Below are 26695 nucleotides of genomic sequence, written 5' to 3' on the forward strand. Positions count from 1 at the left end.
AACATGAATTCGGTTAAAATATCTATAATAGCGCTATTGGGTCTAATGGCTTCTCATGGCGCACAGGCACAAAATAATACCTTCCAACTAAAGTTTGAAAAGGAGAAATCGGCGCCGAATGAAAAAGTGTTTGTTCGCTATCTCGTGGAGAATGAATTGCACTTGGATTCTGTCATCCTCGATCAATCAAAGCAATACAAGGGCGAGGTAAAGGGGCCGACTATGGTCACTCTTTATTATTCGTCACAGGGAACTCCGTTCTTTGGTCAGCGAGGATTGAGAAAATGGGATAAGGTGAATCTATATGTCGATCAAGGCTTATCGACTGTTTCATTTAGCGACAAAATTGCTGATGCGAAAATTATAGGCTCTGCCGTCCAACGTGAATATGCGGACTATGCAGACTACATGAAGGCATTCGAACTTAAAGCGGAAGAAATCCAAACAGAGCGCTCGAAACTCTATCAGAGTAAATCGCCTGATAAACAGCAGCTAGCGGCTATAAATGTTAGGATGGACAGTTTGGAAAAAGAAGCAAACAAGGCAAAGGAAAGCTACATCGCTGCAAATAAGGCTTCTTACTTTAGCTTATTGGCACTCAAAGATATCGCAGGTTATAGCATTGACGTAGAAAAAATGGAGCCGCTTTACGCTCTACTCGATAGTAAACTAAAGTTGAAGGAAGAGGGACAACAGCTAGGGAAAGCGATTGAAACGGCAAAGAAGCTGGCCATTGGACAGCTTGCTCCAGACTTTACCCAACCAGATCTTAGCGGAAAAGAGGTGAAATTGTCGGATTTCAAAGGCAAGTATGTGTTGCTTGATTTTTGGGCTTCTTGGTGTGCTCCTTGTCGTGCAGACAATCCTAATCTAGTTAAAGCCTATACGGCTTTCAAGGACAGGAACTTCACCATCCTAGGTTTATCACTCGACAAGCCGGGGAAAAGGGATGTTTGGCTAGGGGCAATTGAAAAAGATGGATTGCCGTGGCACCATATAAGTGATCTCACAGGATGGAAGAATGAAGTTGCGGCTCTGTATGGTATACAGGCAATTCCGCAAAACTTTCTAATCGGACCCGACGGGAAGATTATTGCAAAAAACCTGCATGGAAATGAATTAATAGAGAAACTTGATAAACTATTATAGTTGTTGATTGAGGTCGCTGAAAAGCGGCCTCATCTTTTCTTAAGCCAGTTCCTTTTTCTTTCCTATCAATTCCTGAAGAACAAAGCCTAATACAATCACAAAGACGCATCCAATCAAGTTAAGCCATAGGAAGGCAACAACATCCAATCTCCAGATACCAACGACGATAATCTCCGAAAGAATAGCCGCCAAAAACACTGCTTTTCCGCCGATTCTTTTGATATAGAAAGCCACCAAGAAAATACCGAGGATAGTTCCATAGAATAGGGAGCCGAGGATATTCACTGCTTCCAGTAGATTGCCAAGCTTACTCGAATAGAGGGCGATAGCAATCGTAAAAACACCCCAGAAGGCGGTTGCAATTCGAGAAGCATTCAGATAATGTTTTTCATTGGCATCTTTCTTCACAAAGCGCTTATAAATATCGATGACAGAGGTAGAGGAGAGGGAGTTGATTGCACTAGCCGTAGCACCCATGGATGCCAGGAAGATGATCGCAATCAATAAGCCAATCAAGCCCTTTGGAAACACATCCGTAACGAACTTTAAGAAGATATAGTTATTATCATTGGTGTCAGCAGCGCTATCATTTTTCTTCATCAGGTCCACCAAATCTGCGCGGAGTTCCTTTTCTTGATCATTATAGGCGGCAAGCCGATCACGGATGCCATCGATTTTCGAATCTTCTTTATTTGCGAGTGCATCTGTGAGTTCATTAACGACTAGGGTTTTCTCTGAGCTTATCTTTTCATGCGTTTGCATGATCTGTTGATAATCGGCTTTGTAGGCACTTTGCTCCAGTTTTATGGTTTCCTGCTCATTAAAGAATAGAGGCGGTGTGTGATACTGATAGTATGCAAAGACCAGTATACCTATCAACAGGATACAAAATTGCATAGGCACCTTTAAAAGGCCATTCATAAGCAAGCCTAGTCGGCTCTCTTTAACCGATGAACCTGTAAGATATCGGCCAACCTGACTTTGATCCGTTCCGAAATAAGAGAGCTGAAGAAAGAACCCGCCGATAAGACCTGTCCAGACGGTGTACTGATTATCTAAATCGAGGGTAAAGTCTATCGCGTTGGTTTTTCCCGATTTCCCTGCGATATGGAGAGCCTCCGTAAAACCTATATGTTCTGGGAGGAGTTGCACCACCAATACGCCGGCTAAGAGCAATCCGCCGAAAATGATGGACATCTGCAGCAATTGCGTATAAGAAACAGCTTTCGTTCCGCCGTAAACTGTATAGATCAACAGGAGGGCCCCGATGGACAAGGTTGTCACGGTCAAATCGATGTTCAGTATGGTGGATAGGATAATGGCAGGGGCGAAGATGGTAATTCCGGTCGATATACCTCTTTGTATCAAAAAGAGGATAGCCGTTAATACCCTAGTTTTGACGTCGAACCGCTTCTCGAGAAATTCATAGGCGGTATAGACCTTAAGCTTATGGAAGATGGGGACAAAAGTGACACAGAGTACAATCATCGCCAAAGGAAGTCCGAAATAGAATTGGACGAAACTCATTCCGGAAGAGTAAGCTAATCCTGGGGCAGAAAGGAAGGTGATTGCGCTGGCTTGGGTCGCCATGACCGAGAGTCCTACGGTGTACCAGGGTAAAGAGCGGTCACCAAGGATGTAGCCGTCAATGTTTTTGACGTTCTTGCTTTTATAGAGTCCATAAAGTACTATAGAAAGCAAGGTGAGGATGAGTACTATCCAGTCGATACTACTCATCCAAAGTATCTAGTGAAAAAATACATGAGGACTATACATACGAAAAGCCAGAGTACAATTATCCAATAGAATTGTCTCCAATTTCGTACGAAAGGAGGAAGTCCCTTATCTGTCATGCTTTTTGAACGGTAATAAAACCGAAATAAAGAAAATTGCGAAGATTAAGCCCGCGACTGTACCAGTAATTACGCCTAAAAAAGTACCTGTTGCAACCCAAGCAGTTAAAGCAGCTAATACAACACCAACCAATAAAATAATTCCTTTTACGTTGATTCCGTTAGAGTTTTCGATTTGATTTTCCATTATATGTTATTATTATTTTTCTTCGTTAGCTAGCAAATTTACAAATAATCTATAAGCTCCGGGCACACCCGCCGGTAATTGTCGGAAAAACGCCAAAGAAGTATAGACAAATTTGCCTTTTCCATATTTTGTGACCAATAAAGAACCTTTATGTTGCTTTTCATTCTGATCGGCGAAGGATAATGGTGTGCGATATTGTTTATCAATGTTCTCTGCAAAATATAATCCACGCTCTTGTACCCAGCCGTCAAAGTCTTTTTGCGTTATCTTATTCGGAAAGTTGAGCACAGGATCCTTCGGCTCAACAAATGTTACCTTCGCACCTTCCTCCGTTACACGCGCTCTACTAATGTTAAACGGATAGGGTCCGAACTGATCGATGCCAGTGCGTGAGTTGACATTATACTGTACGATCGCTTTACCGCCTTGCTCCACATAGCTCATCAGCTCCGGAAACCAACGCGCTATCGATCGACTTACATTATAAGCTCTAACCCCTAACACAACGGCATCATATGCCCGCAGATTCGAGGCACTAATTTGTGATTCTGACAATTGATCGACCTGTATTCCGATATTAGACAGGGAACTGGGGATAAGGTCACCCGCTCCTGCAATATAGGCGATGCGCTTAATTGGATTATTCAATTCTAAAGCCTTTACCTGCAATTGTACAGGCGGGAACCAAGTAATCGGGGGCACATGCGGGTATAGAAGACGTTTATAGCCATAGAGCGGCATGCCGTTCGCAAGAAGTTCAATGCTAGACGAAGCATTGTTCTTCGGATTACTTATCTCCACTCTCTTTATGATCTCTTGATTCGGCTCGAAGGTGATAGCATAACTACTCGGACTCATCTCGAGCCCATCTGACTGCTTGAAAGCAAGATCAATTTGTTGCTTTTTTGTCGAGTTGTTTTTTAGCGTGATGATCAAAACCTTCTTTTCGCCTTGCTGGAGCAACATATTTGGATGGTTGATGGAAGCTGTAATAACCGGGCTAATGCTTAGCGGTTCATAAACCTCGCCCTCGACAGGATCAACATATTTGTATTTAATCTGTCTTTCCGCAGGAAATGTAAACCCATTTATATCCAGAGTGAAAGTAGAACTCGGCAAGTTGCTATTCTCAGGATTGCCATAATCTTTGGTATCTACGGCAAACTTCCCAAGACTATGCGGTTTTTCCAACCAATAAGGCTGTGTCCATGATGAGAAGTTTTTGCTGTCCTCATATTTCTTTACTTCATTCCATGGAAGTTCTTGATCGATCGATTTGCCATTAATAGATTTCACCCGCACTTTGATTCCTGGATTGCGAAGGATAAGCTCGTTGGAAACCGGGATCTCTTCATTGACCACATAGTTGAATTTACTGGCAGTAGCTTCAATCCACAAACCTGAGCAAGCAATAATCAATTCTTCAACATCTTGTAGCTTTTGCGTTTTGTAAACAGAAGGCTTAAGTTTGGAAATAGCGTTATGCAGATTGATCAGTTTATCAATGGACGCCTCTGGGGCCTCTGCCTGAAAGGTGTTTTGGATATCGTTGATAGTCTGTTCGATGGCGGAAGTAGGCTCTCCAAGGCGCTTCCAAGTGGCATCAATGCCGTCGAATAGACTCTCTTTAGCTTCTTCGCCAGCAACAGCCTCAAAGTACTCAATAGACCTGCCACGACCAGCAGCAGCACCAAATCCCTGACTCTTATGCTGTGAGCGACTCAAGGCGGCTATTTCTCCGTAAGAGTAACCCAACAAGGGATTATAAGCGCCAATATCGACTTTTAGCTGATCTTCGCGAGTATTATTCATTCCACCAAAATTGGCAGTATTCCATAGCAAACGTTTCGCCTTCCACGGCTTTAGGTCTTTTAACTGTTCTGGAAATCTCTTCGGATCTGCGGCAGCTTCGAATGCTTCCTTGGCGAGGATAGCAGACGCTTGATGATGACCATGTCCGCCACGAGCGTCAGGAGGGAAGCGATTGATGATGACATCAGGTTGTAGCTTACGGATTAGATAAACAGCCTCACGTAGTGTTTCTTCTTTCTGCCAAAACGAGAAAGTCTCTTCATGTGTTTTCGAGAAACCAAAATCGTAAGCGGAACTGAAGTATTGTTCTCCTTTATCGATCGCACGAGCTGCTAATAGCTCCTGGGTCCTGATTAAACCCAATTCAATGCCCTGTTCTGTACCTAATAAGTTCTGTCCGCCATCTCCTCGTGTTAAAGATAAATATGCCGTTCTGTAGTTCTTTTCATTGGCTAACCAGGCTATCAATCGCGTATTTTCGTCGTCCGGATGTGCAGCAAAGTACAACACTGTACCCAAGGTAGAAAGCTTATCTATTTTAGACTTGATCAGCGAGGATGAGTAGCTTTGCTGACTGTAGGATATTGTGGTTGAACATAGGTATAGAATGACTAGGAATAGGGTTCTTTGCATCATATCTTAAAAATAACGAAGTTTCAGTACAAAATAAAAGGAATCAAAAATAATTTGATTCCTTTTACCAACAATTAAAAATCTTTGACTTCAAACCCTGATTATAAACCTATCGGTTCGATTTGGCAGGATAAATTTGCTTCGGGTCTAACCTTTAACGATTATAAAAGTACTATAAAATAGATGTAATCGGGCAGACCCCCTTAAAAAAACTTTTCCACAAAAACCAAGTTATACACAAGGTTTCTGTGGAAAAGAATAATAAATATAATGGTGCAGGCGTTACTCCTATGGAGTTTATTTGTCGATAGACCCTAGTACACGCTTCATGAAGCTATTCAAGGCCTCTTTTTGTGGCATTCCCTCTTGTACCAGCTTGTTAACTTCAACCGCACCGTACATGTTGGAAATCAATTCGCCGATAACATCAAGTTCTTCATCCTTTAAGGAAGGAACCTCTGTTAGTGCTTCCAGGGTCTCAATGGTTTCTAAGACGAAGTCCACATCGTTCTCGGCAATAAATTCTGTAAGGTGTTTAATTACTGGTAACTTCATTTAATAAGTCTGTTAAACCTTCGATTTTATTTGTTTGTACTTGGTTCACCAATTTGCCGTTCTTGAAAGCAGCGAAAGTAGGTAGGTTATTGACGTTAGCAAGCTTTCTTGACTCTGGGAATTTTTCCGCATCGGCAATGATGAAAGTAACTTGCTCATTCTCACCAGATAGTTTTTTAAACTTAGGCTTCATGATACGGCAGTTTCCACACCATGAGGCGGCATATTGAACCATCACCGTTTCATTGCTGTCGATGATAGCTTGTAAATTATCTTCTGTTAGTTCTTGTAACATTTTGCTTCTATTTAAGTTTGGAAAACAAAAGAGGAGACTGAACGCCTCCTCTTAAATAAGCGTTTATTAGTTATTTGATAAGTAAGACGCTACTCCGTCGCGTGTTGCGCTCATAGCCTCTTTACCTTCTTCCCAGTTTGCTGGACAAACCTCACCGTGTTTTTGTACGTGAGTGTAAGCATCGATCAAACGGATATATTCTTTAACGTTACGGCCTAATGGCATATCGTTTACTGATTCGTGGAATACTTTACCAGTCTCGTCGATTAAGTAAGTCGCGCGGTATGATACTGCAGAACCTTCTACCAATGTACCGTACTCTGGGTGTTCAACTTCTTTCATCTCTAAAATACCTAACACGCTTGATAAATTGCGGTTAGTGTCAGCGATCAATGGGTATTCAACTCCTTCGATACCACCGTTATCTTTTGCAGTGTTTAACCAAGCAAAGTGAACCTCAGCAGAGTCACATGAAGCGCCTACTAAAATGGTATTTCTTTTTTCGAATTCTGCAGCTAGCTCTTGGAAAGCGTGTAACTCCGTAGGACATACGAATGTAAAGTCTTTTGGATACCAGAATAACAAAACTTTCTTGTTCTCTTTCTGTGCTTTTTCAAATAAGTTTAAAGTGAAGTTGTCACCTAAATAATCAATCGCATCAACTGTAATGTTCGGGAAATTTTTACCTGTAAAACTCATAATATTATTCTTTTCTTTTGTGCTACAAAGGTACACAATTTTAAGCCTTCTTTTTATTGATATTCTTTATCTACTATTGGTTTTGTCTATATGAAGCAGGGGTCATTTATAAGTGTGATTTATATCACAAAATAAGATTTGCTGGTAATCAGGGCACAAAATTTTTCACTGCTAAAAACGCTATATTTTTTAAAAATTGCCAGTGCATGCCCTAGGGTATAGACTTTGAAAATTATTGTTTGCACAAGTTCTATAAAATAGTAGTTTTGTTTCTCGGCCCCGTAGTTCAACGGATAGAATAGATGTTTCCTAAACATTTGATAGCAGTTCGATTCTGCTCGGGGCTACTTAAGGAGACACCATACCCAGGTTGTCTCCTTTTTTTATGCCAATAAAAATCTGTGACCCAAACTGTTAGTGTCGGGTCATTTATAGTTCGATATTTGAGGCTAAGATTTTTAGCTTGTTGTGTAGTTTTGTCTGAAAAACCTACTCCTTGATGTAGTTATGTCCTTTTTTCCAAAATTCGATTTTTCTTTCGTTTTGGAGTATTTCCATGTTAGAAATTAAGCCCAATCTTTGACTATAAAAAAATATAGTCAAAACAAATTGATTTCCGTTGACTAAAATTATTTTTAGTAAATTTGATCTCAGCTATGACAATAAAAGATTACAAAGCCGGGAGTTTTAATAAGCAATATGGATATAAAAGCTTTAATCCCAACCCTATAAATAGGGAATGGACTGTCACAAGTCCTGAAATAAATACGTTGTTGGAGGAAGCCAATTTAAGACTTGGTGAATTGAATGCCTTTTCCTCTTTCGTGCCGGATGTAGATGTTTTTATTCGAATGCATATTGTAAAGGAAGCAACGCAATCCAGCCGTATTGAAGGGACGCGGACGAAGATGGACGAAGCGATCATGGAAGCAAAGGACATAAGCCCTGAACAAAAAGATGATTGGCAGGAAGTGCAAAACTATATTGAAGCGATGAACCATTCTATTAAGTGTTTGGAACAGCTACCACTATCTTCCCGACTCATACGGGATGCCCATAGGATTTTATTGAAAGGAGTTCGGGGCAAAAATAAGCTACCGGGTGAATTTCGCACCAGTCAAAACTGGATTGGTGGTGCAACCATCAATGATGCAGTATTTGTACCTCCGCACCATAGCCTTGTCTCTGAAAGTATAGCCGACTTGGAAAAGTTTTTGAACAATGATGATATACAGGTTCCTCATTTGATAAGGATTGGAATAGCCCATTATCAATTCGAGGCCATACACCCATTTTTGGATGGAAATGGGAGAATGGGAAGACTACTTATCACTTTATATCTGATCAATCAAAAAGTGTTGAGTAAACCAACTCTATATTTATCGGATTTTATTGAGAAAAACAGACAGCATTATTATAACAACTTGATGGCTGTTTCCCTAGATAATAAGATAGAACAATGGCTGAGGTTCTTTTTGGTTGGTATCATTGAAACGGCCAAAAGTGCCATCGATACATTTACTAAAATTATTGCTTTACGAGATAAGATGGAGAAAGATACCATTGTATCTTTGGGTAAGAGATTGCCGAACGCAAAAGCATTGCTCACCTATCTATATAGTAAGCCTGTGGTTACTGTTTCAGATGTAATGACCCAACTGGAAGTGACAAAACAAACGGCAAATACATTGATAAAAGATTTTGATAAGCTTGGAATACTCAAAGAACAAACGGGATATAAACGTAACAGGATATTTGTTTTTGAGGAATATTTAGGGTTATTCGAAAGATAAATATTTAAATAGCGGTATGTTGGGGCTGTTGGTTTAATCTATTCGAAAGATCCTTAGCATTCATTATGGCTTCGTAATCTTCTAATTGGTTAGACTTTCCGCAACTGCTCTTCTTTTAGGATAAAGCCCATGCCTGATTTCGTGTGGATCAGCTTTTTATCAAAATTCTTGTCAATCTTCTTACGCAGATAATTGATATAGACATCGATAAAATTTGTCCCGGTATCAAAATGCGTATCCCAAACTTTTTCGGCAATTTCTGTTCTGGAGATTACACGCTCGGGGTTCTACAATAGAAAAGCCAATAGATTGAATTCCTTTGGCGTTAGATTTATTTCCTGCTGATTGCGCTTAACAATCTTCGTATGTAGATTCATTTCGATATCCGCATAGTGGATTAAAAATCCTGCCGCCTGCGATTGTTTGCTCTTGCGCTTGAGCAGCACACGGATGCGAACAATCAGCTCGCGCATTTCAAAGGGCTTTACCAGATAATCATCCGCGCCGGCGTCAAAGCCTTCGACCTTATCGTCGGTCGTTTCCAAGGCGGTAAGCATAATAATCGGAACCTCCGGCATCCGATCGCGAATCTGCTTGGAAAGGGCGAGACCATCAATTTTCGGAAGGATGATATCGGTAATGAGGAGGTCGAACGGATGCTGAAATGCCAGCTTCTTGCCCGACAGCCCGTCGTAGGCGAGTGTTACTGAAAAGCCCTGCTCGCTGAGTCCTCGCTGTATGAGCTCCGCAACACGTAGATCATCTTCAATAACCAATATTTTCATTTTAAGATATTTGTGAGCTTTAAAATTACAGATATTTTCTTCGAGGAGCGTTTAAATCTTGTAATGATTGAGATATATGGTAGATAATGTCGGTTGGAAGCGGAAACAAGCAAGCTTTTCGATATATTTGTTTATCAACCTCTAAAACCGCCCAACATGAAACTTAAATTCCTTTGCATAGCCTGTTTGGCGCTGTTTGCTGCAAACGTGAAATCGCAAACCCAGGATTCGGCCTTTGTATTTTCTTATTTTAAGGGAAATGGTGAAGACGGTCTGCACTTAGCTTATAGCGAGGACGGCTTGGAATGGACCGCGCTCAAAAATGACCAGTCCTTTCTTGCTCCACAATTAAGCCCCGATAAGTTGATGCGCGACCCTTGTATTATTCGCGGCGGCGACGGAAAGTTCCACATGGTATGGACAGTGAGCTGGACGCAAAAGGGGATAGGCTATGCCCATTCGGATGATTTGATACATTGGTCTGAGCAGACTTATATACCAGTTATGGAGCATGAGGAACAGGCTCGCAATACCTGGGCGCCTGAGATAACCTACGATCCGCAAAACAACCTGTATTTGATCTATTGGGCGACCACAATTACCGGAGCCTTTCGGGAAACACAGATCAATGCCGATAACGGCTATAACCACCGGATGTATTATACGACGACCTCGAATTTCAAAACATTTACAGAGACACATCTGCTTTACGATCCGGGATTTAATTCCATAGACGCAACAATTCTGCCCTATAAGGACAAATGGATGATGGTACTGAAGGATGAAACCCGGGAACCCGCAGAAAAGAATCTGAAACTGGCTTTTGCAGACGAGCTCGAGGGGCCTTATGGCGAAGCCAGCAAGTCTATTACAGGCGATTATTGGGCAGAAGGGCCTACAGTATCCTATGAAAATGGCGTTTGGTCGATTTACTTTGACAAATATGTAGACAAGAAGTTCGGGATGATTCAGTCTACGGACCTAAAGAACTGGAACGATGTTTCCGATAAACTAAGCATGCCGAAGGGTATTCGGCATGGCACAGTGTTAAAAATATCGAAAAAGGAACTAGCCAAATTAAAGGCTGTAAAACCCTGATTATTGGTTTTTGAAGATTTTCAGTCGGCTGCACATGATGAACATCAAAAGGCCGAAAATCGAAAACAGGGCAAATGAATAGCGTAGGCTGAACAGCTCGGCAATATAACCGATCAAAGGCGGCCCCATCAGGAAGCCCAGGAACGAAATACTGGAAACCATCGCTAGGGCTACGCCGGCGGGGATGCTCTTATGTTTGCCGGCAACAGAATACACGGTAGGAACATTACAGGCAACGCCTAATCCGACCAGCATAAACGCTAAAGTACCGACCCATAGATTCGGAAATATCACGGAGGCTAACATCCCCACGAACATCAGGATGCCCGATACCTGTAAGGTACGCTGTCTGCCGAATCGTCCTACCACAAAATCGCCGATAAAGCGGCCCGTAGCCATCATGATCATAAAGGAGGCATAGCCCAGAATAACCAATTCCTCCGGTGCCTTCACCACATCATGGAAATAAACACCACTCCAGTCGAACATGGCGCCTTCTGTAGCCATAGAAAGAAAGGCAATAATCCCCAATTGTATAATGACTGCGTCGGGTTTGTATTTTGTCTTCCGCTCGCCTGTTTCTGTTTTATTTTGCTCCGCCAGCAAGTATGGACGGTTCCACAAGATATTGACAATTAATAGCGCCACGATGATCAGGAAGTGGGTCAGCGTATTAAAACCGATATTCGTCATCAGCAGCCCGATCAAGGCGCCCGTAAATCCTGCCAAGCTCCAGGCCCCATGGAAAGAGGACATAATCGACTTGCCGTACACATCTTCGGCCAATACGCCCTGCGTATTCACCGAGATATTACATAAGTTGCCCGCTACCCCATACAAGAAAAGGGATGCCCCCAAATACCAGGCATTCGGCGATAAGGCAATAGGAATCAGAATCAAGGCATAAATAATCGCAACGATAGGAAGCACCAATTTACTTCCAAATCGATTGACCATCGCCGCCGATAGAGGCATGGTGATCAACTGCCCAATAGGCAACATCAAAAGGATAGTTCCTAGCTGTGCTTCCGAAAGTCCCAATGCTGTTTTTATCGTCGGAATACGGCTTGCCCAAGATGCAAATCCCAATCCCTGACCAAAATAAAATAAAGCAACAGCAAGACGGATTCTACTTTTTTCAGAAGTGGTTATCAGTTGACTGCTAGGTGATAAGCTTGTCATTTTTATTAAAATTTCGACAAAGGTAGAATAAAAATTGTTATCATTTCAACTCTTAGTGTAAAAAATACACAATGAATTTGATTGTATATAGGAAACCTTACAAATTGGAGGTTGCCGATAATTACATTCTATATGTCATATCTTAGATTTGAAACTACAGATGTTTTTTCATCCAAGCAGTCTGCACATCCGCCCTTTTTCCATTCAAGACTTGTTAAATAGGTGTTGAGCCCGACTGAGTTCTTCTTTATATCTTTTGGTTAGTTCAAGACAAGTTTGCTTTTTTTTCTGCTGACGGCCCAAAAGACCTGTCAGGGGTGAAAAAAGTATGTTTGGACTATCTGCCCATAAACGAAGGATAATCATGATCGAGCGTAACGCCTAATATAAAATTTTTAAAACGAGAATTTAACATCCTCTTAATCCCCTGTTAAAGCTAGAAGCCTAGTTTTGGCCTATCAACAACCAAGAAACATGAAAAAACTATATTGGTCCTTGTTGGGATGTCTTTTATGTGGGACAGCCGTAGGACAGGATTTTGCTAAGGGGACGGTCTATGTAGACGAAAATGGCAATGGTCGTCAGGACAGAAAAGAGGCCGGACTGAAGGGTGTCAGTGTGAGTAATGGCCGTGAGGTGGTATTGACTGACAAGAATGGGAAATACGAGCTTCCGGTACAGAACGACAACATTATTTTTGTGATTAAGCCTTCGGGTTATGCTTTACCATTGGATCAGAACAACTTGCCGAAGTTTTATTATATCCATAAGCCACAGGGTTCGCCTGAATTAAAATATGCGGGAGTAGCACCGACAGGGCCACTTCCGAAAGCGATAGATTTTGGATTGAAAAAAAAGGAGGAGCCTAACACTTTCTCCGCCTTTGTTTTTGGTGATCCACAGGCTTATAATGATGATGAGTTAGGTTACTTCCTAAATGGCGTTGTTAAGGAGGCTAATCAGAAGAAAGGCCCTTTATTTGGTATCAGCTTAGGGGATTTGGTAGGGGATAATTTGACTTTGCATCCGGGATATCAGCAGGCGATCGGACAGATGGGGCTGCCATGGTTTAATGTGATGGGTAACCATGATATGAACTATGACGTAGAACAGGACTCCTTAGCGGATGAAGGATTTGAGCGTGCTTTTGGACCGGCGAATTATGCATTCAATGTGGGTAATGCGCATTTTATCGTGTTGGATAATATCATCTATCCGCATCCTAAAACCGGCAAGGGCTATCAGGGTGGTCTGCGTGCGGATCAATTGGATTTTGTGGAGAACAACCTGAAACATGTGCCGAAGGATAAGCTGATCGTATTGGCATTTCACATTCCTTTGAATGTGGAGAACAACGCTTCTTTCCGCAATGAGGACAGACAACGCTTGTTCGATCTGTTAGCGCCATATGCAAATACGCTTTCCCTTTCTGCACATACCCATTATCAGCAGCAGAATTTCTATACCGATAAGCATGGTTGGAAAGGTGAGAAGCCGCATCATGAGTATAATGTTGGCACGACTTCGGGCGACTGGTATTCCGGTATCTTGAATGCAAAGGATATTCCTACTTCCACAATGCGCGATGGTACACCAAAAGGTTATGCGATATTAGCAATCGACGATAATAAGTACACGTTCAGCTATAAAGTGGTGGATCAGGCTGATGATTATGCAATCGCCATATTCGGTCCTTCCGTTGTTAAACAGAAGTATGTTGGGCGTTATTCGGTTTTTGCAAATTTCTTCCTGGGTTCTGCAAATGATCAGATTCGCTACCGTATCGATAGTAAGGAGTGGAAAACGATGCAAAGGATCGAAACGGAGGATCCTGCTTATATGAAAGAATTATTGGCTTATGATGGAGCAACTGCTTTAGTTCGCGGAAGAAGACCGAGCAATGCAGTGAAATCTGCGCACCTATGGAAGCTGGATTTACCTAAATTAAAAGCCGGAAAGCACAGTATTGCAATTGAAGCGGTGGATATGTTCGGAAGAACGCATTCAGCGACGAAAGAGATTGAGGTTGTTGAATAAGAGAACTCTTAAAACAACGACGCTAAAGAATTTAAACGATCAACTAAACGTTACATAGTGAACTGGGTGGGCTATTGGCTAGCCCACACCAATTCTACTGTTAATCGCAGATGGTTATTTTAATGTTAATGATGGCACAAAATGTTCTGTCCAAACCTATCTTTATATTTTGAATGGCGACTTTTCTGGCGATAATTAACCTTCAAAATGTCAAACAGATGTTTGAAGTTCCTTATCAGGAACACTATATAAGTACACGGGCTCAATGCTGTTGAACAGCAATAAAGATGCTAAATCGCAGACAACTAGTTTTCTAGCCTCTTTTGTATCTATAATACCTAGCCGTTCGATTTATCCGCATTTTCAGCTGGAGTTGTAGATTTTGAAAACAGGGGTTTGGAAATGCAATAGAAGATGTAAAAGATGTCGCCATAGTGCAATGCGGAAATAAACGAAAAGCGATCGTCGATAATAATAACACGAAAGAGTTCGAATTTTAGAAGTTCTTAGGGCTTTCAATGAGAAGATTACTCCTAAGTATCCTGGGGGATTACAGGAATGTTAAAGTTAAAACACGAGCTACTGAAGATGAGGTCGGCCGGAGACAGAGTAGAATCGCGGTAGCAAAAAATATAGCTATTTATTTGATTTATTTACGAGGTGTTGTACCTTTGATGTGATAAATGACTTCGTAGCTCAGTTGGTAGAGCAACAGACTCTTAATCTGTGGGTCCTGAGTTCGAGCCTCAGCGGGGTCACTATCTAAAAAAGCCGTTTTTACTTGCGTAAAACGGCTTTTTTGCTTTCCTTAGGGTGGTTTTGGAACATCCTCCCTACACGTTTTGAAAAACCTCAAAACGGTGTGTTTTGCATAGTTTTTTGTTGAACTTCACGTAAAACCGTCACAAATACGTCACAAAGGTTTTCGTGGTAATGAAAAGATTATGGCAACCGTAAGCGCAAAGGTTTATGAACACCACAAAAAAGCAGATGGAACCTACAATGTGAAAATTAGGGTCTATCACAAAGAGGAAAAAAAATTATAGACACTCCTCATTTCCTTTCCCTAAAACAACTCACCAAGGTGAAAGGAAAAAAAGAATTTAGTATTAAAGATCCTTTTGTCCTTGAAATAGTTGACAAAAAACTAAAGGACTACCGTAAAACGATCAGCGAGCTCGAGGAGAAGCTTGACTTTTTCACCGCGGGTTCATTAAGGGATTATCTCAAAAATATAGATGAAGAAATTGATTTTATCAAGTTCTGTGCGAACTATATTCAACAAGAGAAGGATGACGGTCGTGATGGTTCTGCCGCTAACCATCGATCAGTCCGTAACCACCTCATTGATTTTTTTAATCGGGAAACTGTCTCAATAAATGAAATACATTTTAATATGCTCGTTCAGTTTGAACGTTACTTGAAATCTGAACGGACAATAACAAGAATAAACCAGTTGGGAAAGCCCGTTACTACTGTTTCAAAGCCTGTTTAGGATACTAGTTTATATAATTATATGAGAGATCTTCGTACATTATTTAATGAAGCGTTGAACCATTACAATAATGAAGATCTGGGCATTATATTGATTAAACACTATCCCTTCAAAAAATATAAGGTAGGTTCAGCTCCTCTTACCGAAAATAGAAATAATAATCTTGAAGAGGTTATTAGAATTCGAGATTGTAAAGTGTTACCTAACACTAGGGCTGAACTCGCTCGGGACTTATATATGCTCTCATTCTATTTGTGCGGGATGAATGCTGTTGATTTATTTAAAATATCTACTGACAATGTTCGAAATGGTCGGGTTGACTACAATCGATCTAAAACTAAGGGGAAACGAAAAGACAGAGCATTTATTAGTATAAGGATAATTGATGAAGCTAAACCTTTATTGGAGAAATATATTGGAAAGTTATCACAAAGATATTCAAGCCGGACCACTTTCAATTCCGCATTAAAACATGGAATGAAGAAACTCCGAGAACTTTCGGGTGTACAGGTAGTAACGCTTTATGGTGCGCGCCATACCTTCGCAAATACAGCTAGAAATGACTGTAGGATGAGTAAAGATGATGTTGCTTTAGCACTCAACCATGTCGATAATGGAAATCGTGTTACAGATATTTATATCGCCAAGGATTGGAGAATTATAGATGACGTCCAAAATAAAGTAATGCAGTTCTTGAGGAAATCAGAGCCTAAAATTTTGGAACTGATTAGGAAGAAAGAAATAAGCAGGTAAAAAGCTGCTTAACTTGATTTGTATCCAACGATTACAATTCGTTGGATACAGACTTAATTTTTTAATATTTAAACTTTTACTCATGAAAAATTTACTTTTATTCTTTTTAACGTGTTTCTTGTCAACAATCGGGTTCTTTGCTGCGATCAGCATGAAGTCTCCTTGGATCGGATTTAGTGTAGCTTTTGGTGTATGGTTCTTATTCCTTTGGATTACAACAAAACCCCATAGAAAACATTGATTTTTATGATGATGGTGTGGTTAAAAAAGTCAAAACATCCTCTGTAAACTTCGAAAAGTCATCCTCCGAATAAGCAATATGGCACATTCCTTGCGGCATTATACACTCAACGTGAGAATTTGATTATTAGTGATTTCGATTTTGACCAATGCTCCAATTCGTTATGAAAATAATAAAAATCCTGTCTCTAATTACTGTGCTATTTTTGATTACACCGGGATTAAAGAGCCAAGAGCGATCTGTTGAGGATATCCTTGATGTACTTGATATGAACTCCTGGTACTTGCCTTCCGCTGATTCAAAAGCAAAACTTTACGTAACATCCATTGGACATGGTGATACCGTGGTTTCCCTTCATGGTGGACCGGGAAACAACTTCTATTATCTTGTAGATGCATTTCGAAATAATACGCATTCGAATAGTTTTCTACTGTATGACCAGATGGGAAGTCTGCTCTCGAGAGTGCCCGATTCGATTGCCAACACTTTGAATCTTATGGTACTAGTCGAGGATCTGGAACAGCTGAGAATAGAGACGGGACAAAACAAATTAACCTTGTTTGGGCATTCTTTTGGTTCAATGGTAGTTCTTTTTTATTATATCAAATATTCCATTTGCTTAAATGTTTTTTAGCTGATTCTATACTCATTCCACCATTTTTATCAGATGAATATTTCGCCTTTCAAATACAGTACGGCTGTTCCTCCCAGCTCAACTCTGTCACCCAATATCTTACAATGTACTTCGCCTGTTTTTTCTGAAAGTTGAAAAGCGAGTAATTCAGTTTTGCCTAATTGTTCAGCCCAATAAGGAGTGAGCGTTGTATGTGCAGAACCGCATACGGCATCTTCGTTAACGCCACATGCCGGAGCAAAAAAGCGGGAAACGAAATCATATTGATTACCTTTGGCGGTTACAATAATTCCTCGTGCATTTATTTTGGCAATTTTCGCTAAATCAGTGAGTAGAGAAGCGACATCCTCTTCCTTTTCAAATACCAGCATATAATCTGTCTTTCCTTTAAATGCGGCTATAGGTTTTTTGTCGGTAGCTGTTAACAGCTCGTCAGTCAATGATACTTCAGTGTACTCGTCTACTGGAAAATTTAGTATATAATTACCGTCCTGAACGGATACGGGCAGCTCTCCGCTGCGTGGCGAATAAAAAGGAATGACAATCCCCTTTTAAAATTGCTTAATTAGAAGCGATTCTTTTTAACAACCCTTTATGCCTTTCAACAGGTCATTATCGACCCTTCGGTCTTTATGGACGTTTTTATTTTGCTTGAACAGCGACCTTTGAAGGTTTTCCTGACAATTAACAAATGTTGTGGTTACGTTCTGTCCTTCAAAGCCCTTAATGCCGAGGTAATGGAAATCAGATCCACCACTTCCTGCAATCCTGCACCAATCAATGCCGGTAAAACACCGAAGGCTGCAATCAGCATAAGCACGGTACAAACGGCAATGCCAATGAAAACGGATTGACGGGCAATCTTCATCGTTTCTTTGGAAATGAGAATAGTATCACTCACTTTTTGCAGATTGTCTCTTAAAATCACCACATCAGCCGAATCGCTGGCGGCACTCGATCCTTTAGCACCCATCGCAATGCCTACATCGGCAACGGTTAACGACGGTGCATCGTTCACGCCATCACCCACCATTACAACCGGGCGAAATTCGTCGGGCATACTTTTCAGGATTTTCAGTTTGTCTTCCGGCAAACAGCCACCGTGCACTTCCGTAATGCCAATTTCTTTGGCAATGTTTTCAGAAATACTTTGCTTGTCGCCGGAAATCATCATAATTTTTTGGATACCCATTTTTATTAATTGGGCAATGGTTTGCCGGGCTTCGGGGCGCACTTCATCGGTAAAGGTGATTTCCCCTGCATATTTGTCATTCAGCGAAACAAATAACGAGGTTTTTTCCGTTTTAATTGAAATGGGTTCGGTCGTTACAAAATTCAGTTTACCCACTTTCACCAGTTTACCGTTTACTTTTCCTTCAATACCATTTCCTTCTATTTCCTTTAAATCTGTTGCCAGAGGAATCGGTTTATCCCCGATATATTTCATCACCGAAACCGCCAAAACGTGGGAAGACTGCTGTTCTACGCTGGCTACAAAATCAATCAGTTCGTCTTGCGAATAAGAATTTTCCGGGATGATGTCGTCCACAGTAAGATCGCCTTTGGTTAAGGTTCCGGTTTTATCGAAGGCGATGGCTTTCATTCTGTCCAGTTTTTCGATGACAGTCCCGGATTTTATCACCACCCCATTTCTGCTGGAACGGCTCATTCCGGCTATCAGGGCAATGGGAGCCGCCAGAATCAGCGGGCAGGGCGAAGCCACCACCAACACTTCGGCAATGCGGTTGGGATCTTTGGTAATCAAATAAGCAATTCCGGCAATTAAAAAAGCAACGATGGTAAAAGGCAAAGCGTACCGATCTGCCATTCGCACAAAATGTGCCGGCTCTTTTTCGGAATTATGCACCAATTGCACGAGTTGCTGGTACTGGCTGTCTTTGGCGAGTTTGGAAACCTGAATGGTAATGGCTCCCGAACCATTCACCGAACCCGACCATAAGCTGTTGCCTTTGGTTTTGTTGACGGGTTTGGATTCGCCCGTGAGCGAAGATTCGTCCAGCAGCACCTCTGCACTCAGTAAAATTCCGTCCACGGGAATAATTTCCTTGGGTTTTACGATGATGATGTCACCGATTTTAATATCCTCCACAGGAACATCATGTAAATCGTTTCCTGTTTTTTTATGAGCAATTCGGGGTGTATTATCAAGCAATGATTTTAAATCTTTCCGGGCTTTTTTCTGGGCATAATCTTCCAACGAATCACCTCCGGTAATCATAATGAGGATAATGAGTGCCGCCCAATAATTACCAACAGCTAAGGTTGCAGCAATGGCAGAAATCGCCAAAATATCCACGCCAAAATTCCCGGAACGAAGCACGTCGATCATTCCTTTCAGAAGAACAATGGACATCAAAATGCCGGTTGCCGTAATTAAGATTTTAGCATAATGCGGTTCTTTCAGGATAAATTCCAGAACAAGTGCCACTAAGGCAATGCTGAGAACGATAATGAATTTATATATATTTTTCATTTTTATAATTTTAAAAGTTTAAAGACAAACCTAATCCCATTGTTTTATTTTGATAAAACGGATATACAAGAGCACTATTTTTGCTATGATCTTTTGAAAATAATTGACTGACTTTTGGGAACAACCAATAGGCAACTTCTGTGGAGAGAATTCCAATACCGGCACCTGCAACCACATCACCCACCCAATGTTTATCATTCAAAATGCGATAAACTCCCGTAAAAACAGCAATTGGATAACCAGACAAACTTAACCAAATATTTTCATCCTGATATTCACGGAACATAAAATGTGCTGTTGTAAAAGCAGTTGTAGTATGTCCCGAAGGAAACGACAAATTATTAGAACCATCTGGTCGTTCTTCTCTCACCAAATGCTTGGTAGGTAATACGACAGCACTTGAAATCAGCAACGATGTGCCTAAAATAATACTTCGGTCTTTCAAATTATGTTTTCCTTTAAGTCCAATAGCATTTAATCCATAAACCAATATTGCAGGTACGTATTGGGTATAATTATCCAGTTTTATTTTATCCGGCTGATGCTCCCCAATTTCATATTGGGTGGAACGGTTCAGCTGTTTCAGATCATCAGACGTCAGGCTCAGGATTCCGTATCCGATAAAAACAGAAGGTACAATCAGCTTTTTATATTTAAATTGATAGGCGTGGTCAAATGATTGATCCATCTTTTGACCTGTTACCAAACTATCCGTTTGTGCTATTCCCAATTGATAAACGCACAATATGAGTATCAATAATAAATGTCTCATTCTTAAATTTATTAATCATCTCCGCCAATCATTTTGGAAGCAATTCCCTTTTGAGCTGTTTTTTCTGCCAGCCAAATCCCGCCAAAATGCAAAATAATAAAAATCGGAAACCAGTAAATTGCCCATTTATGAATGGTTTCCATTGTATCTTTCAGGTCTCCATTCCACCATTTCAGGTAGGCTCCGGTGATTGATGAAACAATCACAAACAAGTAAAATAGCAGATAAATAAATCCCTGAAATTTTTCTTTTGCTGATGTATTTGCCGAAAAAGGATTTGGAAAACGAATGCCCTTTACCAACATATAAATGATGCGAACCGCAATGATTACAAAGAAAACATACGCTGCATATTCGTGCCATTGCCACATAGGGTCCAGAATGCTTTTTACTGTTACGATGGTTTGTTCATTAGTTAAATCAATGCCTTGCATATTTTTTTCAATAGCTCCCAGAATGGCTTTTTTACCCATCCAGTTGATCCGAAGAAATCCGGTGATAAACAAAACCGTCATTAGTAGAGCTGTGCCCCAGTGTAAACCACGATGAAGCGGGGTAAATATTTTTGTTGAATTTCTCATTATTTTAAATTTTTATATCAGATTTTATCTGACTGTTATTCTTCATCTTCACTGGTATTTTTCAACTTCATCAATATGGTATAGGCGTTTTTGACCACGATTTTCTTACCTTGAAAATCAGCAAAGTTGAGGATTTCAACAAAGCCATTTTCGGAAATTCCCAATGTGACCGGGACCATCTTCCAGGTCTGTTTCCCGGTTTCTGTAAAGACATAACTTTTCCCTTCAAAATCCACCACGCTTTCTTCCGGAATAGCATTGGCAAAAGAATTTTCTGTTTTCACTTCGGCATTCATATACATTCCGGGAATGAGTGCAGGATCGTATTTTTCAAAATGACAATTAACCTCAGCCATGCCGCTTCCGTCCACGTCTTTACTCGTCAGCAAAATTTCACCGGCATATTTTTTTGAAGGATCTACATTGGTATAAGCCACAATCTGTTGCCCGGTTTTCAGCATTTCCAAATCCTTTTCATACACTTTTAAATTGAGGTGAATATCAGAAGGATTGATGAGTTTAAACAGCACATCCGAAGACGTTACATATTTGCCTACATTCACATTCACCTTGCTCACAAAACCGTTGATGGTACTATAGACAGGTACGCTCTGCTGAATATTTCCGGCAGATATCTTAGCCGGATTTATGTTGACCAACTTCAGTTGCTGGGCAATGGAATTCATCAGAATTTTCTGATCGCTCATAATGGATTGTGCCTGCTGCATCACTTTATCACTACTTGCCTGGCTTTGGTTGAGCTTAGTTTGTCGGTTATAATCCAGTTGGGCAAAGTGGTATTTGGATTTTGCCATCAGATAATCCTGCTGCAACTGTACAAACTGCGGATTTTCAATAACGGCAATTACCTGACCTTTAACTACTTTCATCCCTGGCAAAAGGCGGGTGCTTTTCAGATAGCCGCCCAGCGGTGTACTTACGGAAACCAGATTTTGCGGTGGTACATCAATTTTACCGTTGAGTTTCAATACGGTGGAAATATGCTGCATCGACAGTTCCGCGGTTTCAATGGGGGTATTGTGTAACTGTGCATCGGTGAAAATAACCGTGTTTTCGTCTTTCGGATTTGCAGTTTTGGTGGCGGTGGTTTCTTGTTTTTGTTGACATTGAACTGCGGAAAGCAGTACTATCAAGACCAAAAAATAAGAACCGTATAATTTTAATATTTTCATTTTCTTGTCTAATTATATATTGATTTGAAAAATTCTGTTTACTGTTTAAAATATCCTGTTCATCAACTACTGAATCGTGATATAATTCAGTTCAACCACGCTTTCGTTTAGTTTCAATAGGGCATCTGCATAATTGCTTTTGAGCAAAACTGCCTGATTGACGAGCATTACAAATTCCAGATAATTGATTTCTCCGTTAATGAATTGTTGCTGTGCTGTTTTGGTAATGATGTCTGCATTTTTCAGTTCATCAGTTTCGTAACGGTTGATGATTTCGAGATTCGTTTGATACATTTGCTTGAGCTGTTGCTGTTTTTTCTCTAATGCAAATTCCGTATTATGCCAATCGTTTTCCGCAATGCTTTCCGCCACTTTAGAAGCGTGAATTCTTGCCTTTTGTCCGCCTGAAAATATTGGAATGCCAACACCTACCATCACCGAATGAAACTGTGGTGTAGCAGAATACAGTTTATCATCAGGTCCCATACCTTTGAACGAATTGAGATTATAACCGATTTGCAAACCCGGAAGAAGTCTGGATTTTTCCACTTCGGTTTGTTTGCCGGCAACCGTTTTTTGCTGTTCCAATACATGTAACAAGGGATGCGAAGCATTTTCCTGAAGCAAAAGAACCGGTCTGGAATTTTCCAAAGGAAGATATTCCGTTTCGGAATTGAGCAACCAACTGAACTGCAACTGCAAGGTTTTTATTTCCTGCTGCACTTGTTTCAACTGAATCTCAATCGCCGATTTTTGGTTGGAAGCCGTTGTTTTTTCCAGAATATTGCTTTCTCCAGCTTTTAAACGCAAACTGGCTTTGTCTAAAAATTGGGTGTACAGTTGCAACGTTTCATTCAGCAATTTTTCCTTATCTTTCCAATACACCATCTGGAAATAACTTTGGCTGACGGCTTTTTTCAGTTCAAATTCTTTAAGCGAAACATTCAACTGGCTTTTTTTCCATTCTTCGGAATGCAAATTTTTCTGTTTCTGATACACAGTTGGAAAAGCGATGCTCTGTGAAATCCCGAATTTCATATCGTTGTATGCACTATTTATTTGTCCGTAATCTGCTGTAACTGCGGTTTGCGGAATATCGGCATTAGAAGTTTTAATCAATGCTTTGGCATAATCCGAACGCAGTTTTTCATTTTTCAGGTTGCGATTGTTTTGCAACGCTGTTTGCACGGCTTCATCTAAAGAAATTATGGTTTGTGCCTTCATTTTTATTCCTGAAAACAGCATAAAAATCAACAGAACAGAGGCGACATGTTTGGATTTTGGTTTTTTCATTTTAAATCCATTTTCGATATTGACATATAAAAGCGGTAGGACAAAAAGGGTGAGCAAAGTGGCCAATATCAGTCCGCCAATTACCACGGTCGCCAAAGGTCGCTGCACTTCTGCTCCAGCACCTGTGCTTATTGCCATCGGGATAAAGCCGAGGGAGGCAACGGCTGCGGTCATCAATACCGGACGCAATCGGCTTTCGCCGCCATCAATCACAATTCTGACGATATTTCTAATGCCGTTTTTATGCAGTCGGTTAAATTCTGAAATCAATACAATACCGTTCAAAACCGCTACGCCAAAAAGAGCGATAAAACCAACGGCAGCACTGATGCTGAAAGGCATTCCGCGTAAATTCAACATAAATACACCTCCGATGACCGACAACGGAATGGCGGTGTAAATCAGAAGACTTTCTTTAATCGACTTGAACGCCATAAACAACAGGACAAATATCAATGCCAATGCCAGCGGAACGGCAATCATCAACCGTTGTTTGGCGTTGTTCAGATTTTCAAAAGAACCGCCATACGTAATAGAATAGCCGGCCGGAAGTTTAATCTGTTTGTCCACTTTACCCTGCAATTCTTCCACAATGCTTTGCACATCACGGTCTTTGATGTTGAAGCCGACGACAATACGGCGTTGTGCATTTTCACGTTGAATTTGATTGGGACCTTCCACCACATCTACGGTTGCCAGCTGATTGAGCGGGATCTGATTGCCTGCAGGTGTTGGAACCAATAGATTTTGAATATCATTGATGTTTTTTCGGTCACTGGCATTCAGGCGTACTACCATATCAAAGCGTTTTTCGCCTTCAAAAACCAAACCTGTACTCTGTCCGGCAAATGCGGTATTAATCACCCGATTGACATCTGCAACGGAAAGATGATACTGAGCAATCACGGGACGATTGTATTTTACCACCACCTGCGGAAGCCCGGAAACCGGTTCTATATAAAGGTTTTGTGTACCTTTTACCGTTTCAATGATTTTACCGAGTTGGTTGGCATTTTGCACCAAAGAATCCAGATTATCGCCAAAGATTTTGATGACCACATCCTGTCTTGCACCAGTCATCAGTTCATTAAAACGCATCGCTACCGGATACTGAAAACCAACTGTAATACCGGGCACATCTTCCAGTGCTTTGCTCATTTTTTCTGATAATTCGGAAAACGTTTTGGCGGAAGTCCATTCTTTTTTGTCTTTCAGAATGACCATCATATCCGAAGCATCCATTGGCATCGGATCGGTAGGCACTTCTCCACTTCCTATCTTGGTGACCACTTTTTCCACTTCGGGGAAACGGGTTTTTAAGATATGGGCTGCTTTTTGCGTACTTTCAATCGTGGTGGTAAGGTTGCTGCCCGGTAAAACGCGGGTATCCACCGCAAAATCACCTTCTTCCAAAGACGGAATAAATTCGCCGCCCATTCTGCTTAGCAGAATTATTGCCGTGATGAACAATATCCCGATTATGGTAAAAATGGTTTTCGGAATGCGTAAAACTTTCAGCAAGGTTTTCAAATAAAGCGCTTCTACTTTCTTCATTACCCTGTCCGACCACGAAGGTTTTAAACTTCTTTTCTTCAACAAAACCGAACTCATCATCGGAATGTAGGTTAGGGAAAGCAGAAATGCACCTAATAATGCAAACGCCACCGTTTCTGCCATCGGGCGGAACATTTTCCCTTCAATCCCCTGCAATGTTAGGATCGGAATGTACACAATGAAGATGATAATTTGTCCGAAAACTGCACTGTTCATCATTCTTCCGGCAGATTCTGTAACTACACTATCCATATCATTGGACGGAATTTTCAGCAGGCTCTTGAACTTAGGATTGAGGGATAACTGATGCAGGACGGCTTCTACAATAATGACCGCTCCGTCGATGATTAATCCAAAATCCAGTGCACCCAAACTCATCAGATTGCCGCTCACCCCGAAAAGGTTCATCATACAAATGGCAAAAAGCATTGCCAGTGGAATCACCGAAGCCACGAGTAAGCCGGCTCTGAAATTTCCGAGAAATAAAACGAGGACAAATACCACGATTAAAGCACCTTCCAGAAGGTTTCTCTCTACCGTGCTGATGGCATTATTCACCATTTTGGTACGGTCAAGAAAGGGTTCTATCACCACGCCTTCGGGCAGGGTTTTCTGGATTTGAGCCACTTTGGCTTTTACATCTTTGATGACCTGACTACTGTTGGCACCTTTCAGCATCATCACCACCGCACCCGAAACTTCGCCCTGATCGTTGTAAGTCATCGCTCCGTAACGGGTGGCAAAACCAATTTTGACATCAGCTACATCTTGGATAAACAGCGGTACATCGTTGTTTTTATTGGTAATGGAAATGTTTTGAATATCCTCAATATTGCCCACCAAACCTTCGCTCCGAATGTAGAGAACGGTTGGCCCTTTTTCGATATAAGCACCGCCGGTGTTCTGGTTATTGGCATTCAGTGCATCAAAAACATCATTGATAGTAATGCCGTAAGCATTAAGTCGGTCGGGATTCACGGCAATCTCGTATTGCTTCAATTTACCGCCAAAACTGCTGACTTCCGCTACGCCTTTGACCTGAAGTAGCTGTCGACGCACAATCCAATCCTGAATGGTACGGAGTTCCGTAACGTCGTATTTTTGTTCAAAACCTTCTTTAGGACGAACGACATATTGATAGATTTCGCCCAAACCGGTAGAAATCGGCCCTAATTGCGGTGTTCCGATACCTTGCGGAATTTCATTCTGAACCTGTTGCAGCCGCTCTGCCACTTGTTGTCTTGCCCAATACACATCAATACCATCATCAAAAACAATGGTAACCAAGGACAATCCGAAACGGGAGAAACTGCGGATTTCTTTGAGTCCGGAAATATTGGAGTTCGCCTGTTCAATTGGGAAAGTAACCAGACGTTCGATATCGGTTGCCCCAAAAGACGGAGCGATTGTAATAACCTGCACCTGATTATTGGTAATGTCCGGCACAGCATCAATCGGTAATTTGCTTACCTGATAAGAGCCAATGCCGATTAAACCAAGAACCAATAATGCTATAATGAGTTTGTTCTTTACAGAAAACTCAATGATTTTTGTAAGCATAATTTATTCTGTTAATCGTAAATGATAAATAAAGAGATTTGACGTTT

21 protein-coding genes, 2 tRNA genes and 1 pseudogene are annotated in these 26695 nt (G+C 41.1%); 9 read left to right on the forward strand and 15 right to left on the reverse strand.

What is annotated here, in order from left to right; genetic code table 11:
- Window positions 1-3: 3 nt before the first annotated feature.
- A complete protein-coding gene (locus tag B2400_RS04570) occupies window positions 4-1149 on the forward strand; it encodes a TlpA disulfide reductase family protein (protein ID WP_293931298.1) in 1146 nt (381 codons plus the stop codon).
- Between the two features lie 39 nt (window positions 1150-1188).
- Here the strand turns inward: B2400_RS04570 and B2400_RS04575 are convergent, their stop codons facing one another.
- The 6 genes from B2400_RS04575 to B2400_RS04600 form a co-directional block, all read right to left on the reverse strand.
- Window positions 1189-2886 carry a sodium:solute symporter gene (locus B2400_RS04575; RefSeq protein WP_149527561.1) on the reverse strand — a complete coding sequence of 566 codons (1698 nt, stop codon included), beginning with the start codon at window positions 2884-2886 and terminating at the stop codon, window positions 1189-1191.
- Between the two features lie 105 nt (window positions 2887-2991).
- On the reverse strand, window positions 2992-3189 hold the full coding sequence (locus tag B2400_RS04580) for a hypothetical protein (RefSeq protein WP_149527560.1): 198 nt from the start codon (window positions 3187-3189) through the stop codon (window positions 2992-2994).
- A 12-nt stretch (window positions 3190-3201) separates the two neighbouring features.
- Window positions 3202-5637: a PIG-L family deacetylase gene (locus tag B2400_RS04585; protein ID WP_293931304.1), complete on the reverse strand. Its 2436-nt coding sequence runs from the start codon at window positions 5635-5637 to the stop codon at window positions 3202-3204.
- A gap of 294 nt (window positions 5638-5931) precedes the next feature.
- Entirely contained in the window at window positions 5932-6189 is a 258-nt protein-coding gene (locus B2400_RS04590; RefSeq protein ID WP_149527558.1) for a DUF6952 family protein, read from the reverse strand.
- Window positions 6170-6484 (reverse strand): thioredoxin family protein, encoded by a 315-nt coding sequence (locus B2400_RS04595; protein ID WP_149527557.1) that lies wholly within the window; start codon window positions 6482-6484, stop codon window positions 6170-6172. Before B2400_RS04595 ends, B2400_RS04590 begins: the two co-directional genes overlap by 20 nt.
- A gap of 66 nt (window positions 6485-6550) precedes the next feature.
- The gene (locus B2400_RS04600) at window positions 6551-7183 is read right to left on the reverse strand and encodes a peroxiredoxin (protein WP_293931308.1); all 633 of its coding nucleotides are present in this window, start codon (window positions 7181-7183) and stop codon (window positions 6551-6553) included.
- A 275-nt stretch (window positions 7184-7458) separates the two neighbouring features.
- On the opposite strand from B2400_RS04600, the gene B2400_RS04605 reads away from it, so the two are divergent.
- Window positions 7459-7530 (forward strand) — tRNA-Arg (locus B2400_RS04605).
- A gap of 309 nt (window positions 7531-7839) precedes the next feature.
- On the forward strand, window positions 7840-8976 hold the full coding sequence (locus B2400_RS04610; RefSeq protein WP_293931309.1) for a Fic family protein: 1137 nt from the start codon (window positions 7840-7842) through the stop codon (window positions 8974-8976).
- 89 nt (window positions 8977-9065) lie between these two features.
- Here B2400_RS04610 and B2400_RS04615 read toward each other — a convergent pair.
- Window positions 9066-9251 (reverse strand): annotated as a pseudogene (locus B2400_RS04615) (winged helix-turn-helix domain-containing protein); the annotation flags it as partial.
- 12 nt (window positions 9252-9263) lie between these two features.
- Window positions 9264-9761 (reverse strand): response regulator transcription factor, encoded by a 498-nt coding sequence (locus tag B2400_RS04620; RefSeq protein WP_293931311.1) that lies wholly within the window; start codon window positions 9759-9761, stop codon window positions 9264-9266.
- 156 nt (window positions 9762-9917) lie between these two features.
- Between B2400_RS04620 and B2400_RS04625 the strand changes: the two genes are divergently transcribed.
- The gene (locus B2400_RS04625) at window positions 9918-10859 is read left to right on the forward strand and encodes a glycoside hydrolase family 43 protein (RefSeq protein WP_293931314.1); all 942 of its coding nucleotides are present in this window, start codon (window positions 9918-9920) and stop codon (window positions 10857-10859) included.
- Here B2400_RS04625 and B2400_RS04630 read toward each other — a convergent pair whose 3' ends face one another.
- On the reverse strand, window positions 10860-12041 hold the full coding sequence (locus B2400_RS04630) for an MFS transporter (protein ID WP_293931317.1): 1182 nt from the start codon (window positions 12039-12041) through the stop codon (window positions 10860-10862).
- A gap of 474 nt (window positions 12042-12515) precedes the next feature.
- On the opposite strand from B2400_RS04630, the gene B2400_RS04635 reads away from it, so the two are divergent.
- The 5 genes from B2400_RS04635 (at window position 12516) to B2400_RS04655 (ending at window position 17201) form a co-directional block, all read left to right on the forward strand.
- Complete coding sequence (locus tag B2400_RS04635; RefSeq protein ID WP_293931320.1) at window positions 12516-14078, forward strand: calcineurin-like phosphoesterase C-terminal domain-containing protein; 1563 nt, start codon at window positions 12516-12518, stop codon at window positions 14076-14078.
- A 685-nt stretch (window positions 14079-14763) separates the two neighbouring features.
- Window positions 14764-14836 (forward strand) — tRNA-Lys (locus tag B2400_RS04640).
- Between the two features lie 326 nt (window positions 14837-15162).
- Window positions 15163-15573 (forward strand): phage integrase SAM-like domain-containing protein, encoded by a 411-nt coding sequence (locus B2400_RS04645; protein WP_293931323.1) that lies wholly within the window; start codon window positions 15163-15165, stop codon window positions 15571-15573.
- Window positions 15574-15594: 21 nt separating this feature from the next.
- Window positions 15595-16326: a hypothetical protein gene (locus B2400_RS04650; RefSeq protein WP_293931326.1), complete on the forward strand. Its 732-nt coding sequence runs from the start codon at window positions 15595-15597 to the stop codon at window positions 16324-16326.
- Window positions 16327-16730: 404 nt separating this feature from the next.
- Complete coding sequence (locus tag B2400_RS04655) at window positions 16731-17201, forward strand: alpha/beta fold hydrolase (RefSeq protein ID WP_293931329.1); 471 nt, start codon at window positions 16731-16733, stop codon at window positions 17199-17201.
- Between the two features lie 29 nt (window positions 17202-17230).
- Here B2400_RS04655 and B2400_RS04660 read toward each other — a convergent pair whose 3' ends face one another.
- The 6 genes from B2400_RS04660 to B2400_RS04685 form a co-directional block, all read right to left on the reverse strand.
- Entirely contained in the window at window positions 17231-17746 is a 516-nt protein-coding gene (locus tag B2400_RS04660) for a PhzF family phenazine biosynthesis protein (protein WP_349681676.1), read from the reverse strand.
- Window positions 17747-17901: 155 nt separating this feature from the next.
- Entirely contained in the window at window positions 17902-19695 is a 1794-nt protein-coding gene (locus tag B2400_RS04665) for a heavy metal translocating P-type ATPase (protein WP_293931332.1), read from the reverse strand.
- Between the two features lie 10 nt (window positions 19696-19705).
- A complete protein-coding gene (locus B2400_RS04670; RefSeq protein ID WP_093099842.1) occupies window positions 19706-20467 on the reverse strand; it encodes a phosphatase PAP2 family protein in 762 nt (253 codons plus the stop codon).
- Window positions 20468-20478: 11 nt separating this feature from the next.
- Entirely contained in the window at window positions 20479-21048 is a 570-nt protein-coding gene (locus B2400_RS04675) for a cytochrome b/b6 domain-containing protein (protein ID WP_286486221.1), read from the reverse strand.
- Between the two features lie 35 nt (window positions 21049-21083).
- A complete protein-coding gene (locus B2400_RS04680; protein WP_086946604.1) occupies window positions 21084-22241 on the reverse strand; it encodes an efflux RND transporter periplasmic adaptor subunit in 1158 nt (385 codons plus the stop codon).
- A gap of 66 nt (window positions 22242-22307) precedes the next feature.
- Entirely contained in the window at window positions 22308-26648 is a 4341-nt protein-coding gene (locus tag B2400_RS04685) for a CusA/CzcA family heavy metal efflux RND transporter (RefSeq protein ID WP_293931342.1), read from the reverse strand.
- Window positions 26649-26695: the final 47 nt, after the last annotated feature.

Origin of the sequence: Sphingobacterium sp. UBA6645 (genome assembly GCF_002455685.1) — a bacterium.
In the GTDB taxonomy this organism is placed as follows: Bacteria; Bacteroidota; Bacteroidia; order Sphingobacteriales; family Sphingobacteriaceae; genus Sphingobacterium; species Sphingobacterium hotanense.